This is a genomic window from Protofrankia sp. CiP1_Cm_nod2 (genome assembly GCF_920664355.1).
Classification (GTDB): domain Bacteria; phylum Actinomycetota; class Actinomycetes; order Frankiales; family Frankiaceae; genus Protofrankia.
The window spans coordinates 2,319-7,527 of the sequence record NZ_CAKKTL010000257.1 but is presented as its reverse complement, the minus strand read 5'-3'; the positions used below and the strand labels follow the sequence as shown (position 1 = coordinate 7,527).

The window sequence follows — 5,209 nt, the reverse complement described above, 5'->3', positions numbered from 1 at the left end:
GGCCCGCTGGACGAGGCCCGGCGCTTCCCCGCCGGCACCGGCCGCCGGCCGGCCGCCCCCGGGCGGCGGGCGCTGCGCCTGCCGGAGCCCGAGATCCGCTGGTGCGGCGAGGGCGGCCGCTGGCACGAGGGCGCCGAGGTGGGCGCCGACGGCTGGCTGCGCCTGATCCGCTACCGGGGCGGGGCGAAGGGGCCGGTGCTGCTCGCCGCCGGGTTCGGCATGTCCACCGGGGCCTTCGTCACCGACACGATCCGTACGAACCTGGCCGAGTTTCTGGTGGAGCACGGCTACGACGTCTGGCTGTTCGACTACCGTGCGTCCATCGACCTGCCGTCCTCGGCCACCCAGTTCACCATCGACGCCATCGCCACCGAGGACTGGCCGGCCGCGGTCGCGGAGGTCCGGCGGGTGACCGGGGCCGCCGACGTCCAGGCGTACGGGCACTGTGTGGGGTCCGGGTCGCTGCTGATGGCGCTGGCGGCGGGCAAGCTGCCCGACGTCCGCTCGGCGGTCTGTGCCCAGTTCCCGCTGCATCCGGTCACGTCACGGCTGAACAGGCTCAAGACCACCCTGCACGTCAGTGAGCTGCTCACCGCCGCCGGCCTCAGGCTGGTCCGGCCGGCCCGCCGGTTCACCCTGCCGAACGCCGCCGTCGACCTGGCGCTGCGCGCGGTGCCGGTACCTTCGCCGGAACGCTGCGGCCAGGCGCTGTGCCGCTGGATCAACGCCATCTTCGGCTGCACCCACCGGCACGCCCAGCTCAACCAGGCCACCCACGAGGCGCTCCACGGCATGTTCGGCGTCGGCAACATCGCCTCGCTCCAGCACCTGGCGACGATGATGCGGGCGGGCCTGGCCGTCGACGCCGCGGGCGGCGACGTCTACACCCGCGATCCGCGGTTCCTGCGGCTGCCCATCCACTTCCTGCAGGGGACGGAGAACTACATCTTCCTGCCGGAGGGGAGCGCGCGGACCCTGCGCTGGCTGCGCGACGCCAACGGCCCGGAGCTCTACAGCCGCAGTCTCCTGCCCGGTTACGCGCATCTGGACGCGATCATCGGCCAGAACGCCGACCGGGACGTCTACCCGCTCATCCTCCAGCATCTCCAGGCACCCGCCGAGGTCCCGGAGAGCCCCGTCGAGGCCGAGCGGAAACCCGTCGAGGCCGAGCGGGAAGCGGCGAGCGGGCCATCGCGGTGACCTGGCCGCCGCTGGCCGGGGCGTCGTGACGGCCGGGTCAGGCCCCTGGCGGTGTCCGCCGGGCGGCGCGGGTGCGTACCGCCTGCAGGCCGAGGCCGGCGGCGGTCCGCAGCGCGGCCGCGCGCAGGTCCTCGGCGCGTTCCCGGTCGCCGTCGCAGCCCCGCGCGGACAGCACGAGCGCGTACTCCGCCTGGGTGAGCGCGACGAACGGCGCGGAGCCCATCGTCTGGTGCCGTTCCAGGGCCGCCTCGAAGTGCGCGCAGGCGGCGTCCCAGCGGCCGAGCGTCCCGGCGAGCACCCCGAGATGGTGGGTGACCGCGCCGAGGAAGCCCGCCAGGCCCAGGGTGGCGTTGTGCCGGGCGAAGGGCAGGACGAGGTCGTAGAGCCGGCCTGCCCACTCCCGCTCCCCGACCGCGGTCACGGCCTGGATGAACGCGACGATGGTGGCCCACCACGAGTAGTTCTCGTCCAGGTCGGCCGGGGCGTCCGGCGAGAGCCGGCCGAGCAGCTGGCGGACCTGGTCGTGGGCGCCCGACTCCGCGCTCAGCCAGGCCCGCATCGCCGGCCAGATCTGGATGTGTGACTGGAGGGTGGCGATGTCGTCGATGAGCGAGCGGGTGTCGGCGAGGCGCCCCCGCAGCCAGAGCATCGGGAGGGCCTGGCCGATGGGGATCAGGTCGGTCTGCGAGTGGCCGAGCTGGCGCAGGTGGGCCTGCAGGTCGCCAGCCATCCGCTGGGCGTCCCCGTAGCGTCCCTCGACGGTGGCGACGACCACGTCCCACATGGACGCGATCCGCAGGAACTCGGGATGGCGCAGCTCGCGGGCGAGATCGGTGAGGGTGGCGGCGGTGTCGGCGGCCAGGGCGAACTCCCCCTGCCGGAACCGCGCGGACATCTTGATCCGCAGCCCGTCCAGGAGCAGTTCGTGATTGCCGAGCTCCTCGCCCAGCCGCAGGATCTCGGCGGCGTCGGCAAGCTGCTCGTCGACGTCACGGGGGCCGTCCAGCGCCCAGCAGCGGTGGCGCAGCACGGTGGCCAGGGTCGCGAGGTCCCGTACCCGCCGGGCCATCGCGATCGCCTCCCGGCAGAGGGCGACCCGTTCGGCGTACGGGCGCTCGTGGTGTATCCAGTGGGCGAGCCGGCCCAGGGCCCTGGCCCGCGCCGGGCTGTCGGCGTCGCCCAGGCGTTGCAGTGCCTCCTCCAGCAGCGCCCGGCCCCGCGGGTCGGGGCTGACCGCCGGGGGCAGCACCCCGCCGTAGCCGAAGGCGGCGCGGGTGAACAGGTCGGTGGAGCCGCCGCTACGGGCCGCGGCGGCGGCCTCGAGGAAACGGGTGTCGCGGGCCGGGTACTCCCCGGCCCGGCCATGGGCGTCACCCAGGGCGAGCAGCAGTTCGGCGCGCAGCCCGCCACCGTTGCGGTCCAGCACGTCCAGCGCGCGGCGGTAGTGCAGCACCGCGCCGTCGAAGGCGGCCTCCGCCAGGGCCCGGTCGCCGGCGAGCCGCGCGTAGTGGACGGCCCGGTCGGCGACGGCCGGGTCCGCGGACGCCCAGTAGTGGTGCGCGAGTTCGGCGGGGGCGCTGGCCTGGCGGTCCTGGAAGGCGTCCCCGATCCGGCGGTGCAGCCGGGCGGCGCGGGTGACACCCAGGCTGTCCCGCAGGAACCGGCGGACGACCGAGTGCGAGAAGACGTACCGGGCGGGCTGGTCGTGGTCCTCCTGCACCAGGCCGGCCTGCCCCGCCTCGTCGAGCAGGTCGAGCAGGCGCATCTCGTCGATCCTGGTCGCGGCGCTGAGGATGTCCACGTCGAACTCGCGGCCGATCACGGAGGCGACGTCCAGCGCGGCGGCGCACTCCCGGGACAGCCGGCTCAGCCGCCAGCGCACCAGGTCCCGCACGGTCTCGGGGATCTCGATCTGGGACGGGACCGGTGGCCCCGGCGGGTCCGTCAGGAGCGGCCGGTCCGGCTGGAGCGGGTCCGTGGGAGCCGGCGGCGCCGGCAGCGCGCCCGGCAATGCCGGTGGGGCCGACAGGTCTGCCGGGCCCGCGGGCAGGTCCGCCGGGGTCCGGCCGGTGGCCGGGGGAGGAGCCGGGGACAGCGTCCCCACGTCCACCAGGTGGCGCATCATCTCCGTGAGGAAGAACGGGTTGCCCGCGGTGTCCGCCCGCAGCTCGCGGGCCAGCGCGAGGCCGGGCCCGGCCGGCCCGCCGCCGGTGACCCGCCCGAGCAGCGTCACGGTCTCGTGGTCGTCGAGGCCGCTGACGCTGATCCGCCGGCAGTCGACGTCCCGGACCAGCCGGGGCAGGAAGCCGCTGAGCTCCCCGTGGTCGGTGCTGCGGTAGGTGGCCACCACGAGCAGGGGAGTGGCCCGCGGCATCCGCGTGATGTGCTGTAACAGCAGCAGGGAGGAGCGGTCCGCCCACTGCAGGTCGTCCAGGACGGTCAGGACGGGGCGGCGGGTGGCCATCGTGGCCAGCCAGCCGTCGATGGCCTCGAACAGGCGGAACCGTTCGGCCTCGGGGTTGCCCGGCAGCGGGGCGCCGACGGCGCCGATGCGCTTGGCGACCTCGGGGAACAGCCGGGAGATCTCGTCGGCGTGCTCGTTGAACTCGGCGCGCAGCACGGAGCGCGGGCAGGTGCGGGAGTACTCGCTCAGCGCCTCCCGGTAGCCCTGGTAGGGGGCGAGGACGTCCTCGTCCCAGCGGCCGTAGAGCACCAGCCCGCCGTCGTCGAGCGCGATCCGCGCGATCCGCGCGGCCAGCGTGGTCTTCCCGATGCCGGGCTCCCCGCTGATCAGCGCGAGTACCCGGTGCCCGGAGCGGGCCCGCTCCCAGCCCTCCCGCAGCGCCCGCAGCTCGGCGGCCCGGCCGACGAAGACGGCGTCCGCCATGCTCGCCAGCCAGCCGAGGTGGGAACCGGCGGAATGCCCGGTGCCGGTGCCGCTCTCGGTGTCGGTGTCGGGGTCGGCGCCGGCGGCCGGCTCGTCGCGCGTCCCGGCCGGGGCGGACGCGTCGGGGGCCCGCAGCGGCGGGAAGGCGCTCTGCAGGCCGGGTACGACCAGCTGCCAGATCCGCTGCGTCTGGTCGAAGTCCTTCAGCCAGTGCTCGCCGAGGTAGCGCAGGCCGAGCCCGTCGGGCAGGGCGTCCTCGACGAGCGAGTGGGTGATCTCCGACAGCAGGATCTGCTCGCCGTGCCCGGCGGCGCACAGCCGGGCCGCCCGATGCACCCCGAGCCCGACGAACCGGCCGGTCCACGCGGTCGGCTCGGTGGTGTGGACGCCCATCCGGACGCGGACCCGGGCGCCGGCCGGCCACTGGTGTGCCGCCAGCGCGCGCTGGGCCGCGACCGCCGCCGCCACGGCGTCCCTGGAGGTGCGGAACGCGACGAAGAACGAGTCGCCCTGGGTGTCGATCTCCCGGCCGTTGTGGGCGGCGAAGGCCTGCCGCTGCAGGCGCTGGCAGGCGGCCAGGATGTCGCCGTAGCGGTCGCCGTGCCGGCGCACCAGCCGGGTCGAGCCCTCGATGTCGGTGAACAGCAGGGTCACCGTGCCCGTGGTGGACGGTTTGCCCGACAGGGGGTCGGTCAGCATGTTCTGGTCGATGAGAGAGCCAGGGGTGACCAGGCGTATCCGTGGGCCGGGTTCCACGGTGGCCTCGTCCGTGTCACATCGCCGGTCGGCAGCCCCGGAGGTGTTGGTGACGGCCACATCGCACCCCTCGGTTCCCGGGCTCTCCGACGTTACGGAGAAACCATGATCATAATATCTTTGATCCGCTGGCTGGATACCCGCTGGCGGAACCCGGCGGGGAAGCCTGCGCAGGGATATCAAAACACCTGCCGGGGCCGTGCACGCGACAACGGGCCGCCCATGGCCGGAAGCGTCGCGGAGGATTACCGGACGTTGCCGTGTGATTACAGCCGATTCACGATCGGAGGTTCACTTTCTCCGGGTAATCGGATTGATGCTACCGGTCGCCGCCGCCACGGCGGGTCGGCCGGACGCCTCGCTGCG

The 5,209-nt window shown here is 74.4% G+C and carries 1 protein-coding gene and 1 pseudogene; one reads left to right on the top strand and one right to left on the bottom strand.

What is annotated here, in order from left to right; translation table 11 throughout:
- Positions 1-1,200, top strand: a pseudogene (locus tag NBW84_RS20935) (hypothetical protein); the annotation flags it as partial.
- Between the two features lie 37 nt (positions 1,201-1,237).
- On the opposite strand, the gene NBW84_RS24570 reads toward NBW84_RS20935, so the two are convergent.
- The gene (locus NBW84_RS24570; RefSeq protein WP_445548792.1) at positions 1,238-4,903 is read right to left on the bottom strand and encodes an ATP-binding protein; all 3,666 of its coding nucleotides are present in this window, start codon (positions 4,901-4,903) and stop codon (positions 1,238-1,240) included.
- Positions 4,904-5,209: the final 306 nt, after the last annotated feature.